Genomic DNA, 1,143 nt, shown 5'->3' with positions numbered 1-1,143 from the left:
AGCCCATAGGCCATATCCCGCCAGCCGAAGCCGAAGCTGCCTACTATGCCATGCTAGCCGAACAGCCCCTGGCCGCCTAACTTAAGCCAAATGGCCTCCGGCAAACCCGGGGCGGTTCAGTTTGCGCTCTCGGAGGATCAGCCGCTCGCCTTCTTCGCCGGGGTTCACGCTCTCCAGTGGTCCGGCGTGCGCAAGATCAAGACCGGCCCCGAGACCTGCGACCTGTTCGCCTTCCTGACGACGGACTCCGCCGAGCCGGTGAAGACCTATCACCGCAAGGCCATGCCGGTGATCCTGACGACGGAGGAGGAACGCGATGTCTGGATGCGCGCGCCGTGGGACGAGGCGAAGGCGCTGCAGCAGCCGTTGGCGGCAGACACCCTTGCAGTGATCTGATTTGGGGTGCCGGCGGATGAATTAGGTGTCACGAACACGGATGCTTTGGTCGCCGGACATCGACATCATCGCGGGCGGTCTGGGGATGAGCTTCGCCCTTTGGAGCATCCGCCGCCGGCAGCTCGGCAAGCCGGTCCATCCAGACGCCGCAAAGGTCGATGGATGGCTACTGGTGTTTGCTGCCGCGCTCGTCTGCCTCGGCGTTGCCCGTTGGCCGGGATAGCGGCAACCCGAAAGCGGACGTTCTGAACTTCCGAAACGGGTGGAAAGCGGACCTACGACCGCTCGGGTCTCAGCAGAAACTGGAAGGGCCATACGCCTCGCCGCGAACGTCCGCATTTGGGGCAGTCGCCTGAGGGCAGATACCCAACCTCGTAGCCAGCCCGCTCTCGGCTATCGACGCCCAACCCACATCGGGGACAGCGCATACCTAACGCTGCTCCCAAGAAAGCAACGGCAACCAGAGCGAAGCTGATCCCTGCAGTGTAGCTGGTGCTCCAGACGGCAAGCGACGCCAGCACTGCTGCAATACCGCCGAACCAGTAGATGGTAGTCCTGTAGTGGCGTCCCATGGGCTCCGCGCTTATCCGGCTACTCCCCGTTTAGCGGAAGTGACCAATGTCTGCGATGGGTCGACATGCGTCTTTGACATCAGGCCGAAAAACGGACGTTCGCCAACGCAGTCAACACGACGGAGAAGACCGTGAAGCCTCCTCCAGCGGTCAACGCGATTTAGACGTCGTCACG

At 62.6% G+C, this 1,143-nt stretch carries 2 protein-coding genes; both read left to right on the top strand.

Features of this window, described 5'->3' with window-relative positions:
• Nucleotides 1-90: 90 nt before the first annotated feature.
• Nucleotides 91-396: an SOS response-associated peptidase family protein gene (locus tag ACP7AZ_RS17790; RefSeq protein WP_426039980.1), complete on the top strand. Its 306-nt coding sequence runs from the start codon at nucleotides 91-93 to the stop codon at nucleotides 394-396.
• Nucleotides 397-436: 40 nt separating this feature from the next.
• Nucleotides 437-619 carry a hypothetical protein gene (locus ACP7AZ_RS17785; RefSeq protein ID WP_426039375.1) on the top strand — a complete coding sequence of 61 codons (183 nt, stop codon included), beginning with the start codon at nucleotides 437-439 and terminating at the stop codon, nucleotides 617-619.
• Nucleotides 620-1,143: the final 524 nt, after the last annotated feature.

The sequence above is a fragment of the Brevundimonas sp. DC300-4 genome, from assembly GCF_049897365.1.
In the GTDB taxonomy this organism is placed as follows: Bacteria; Pseudomonadota; Alphaproteobacteria; order Caulobacterales; family Caulobacteraceae; genus Brevundimonas.
Note: the sequence above shows the minus strand (reverse complement) of the source record. Positions and strands in the feature narration are given on the sequence as shown.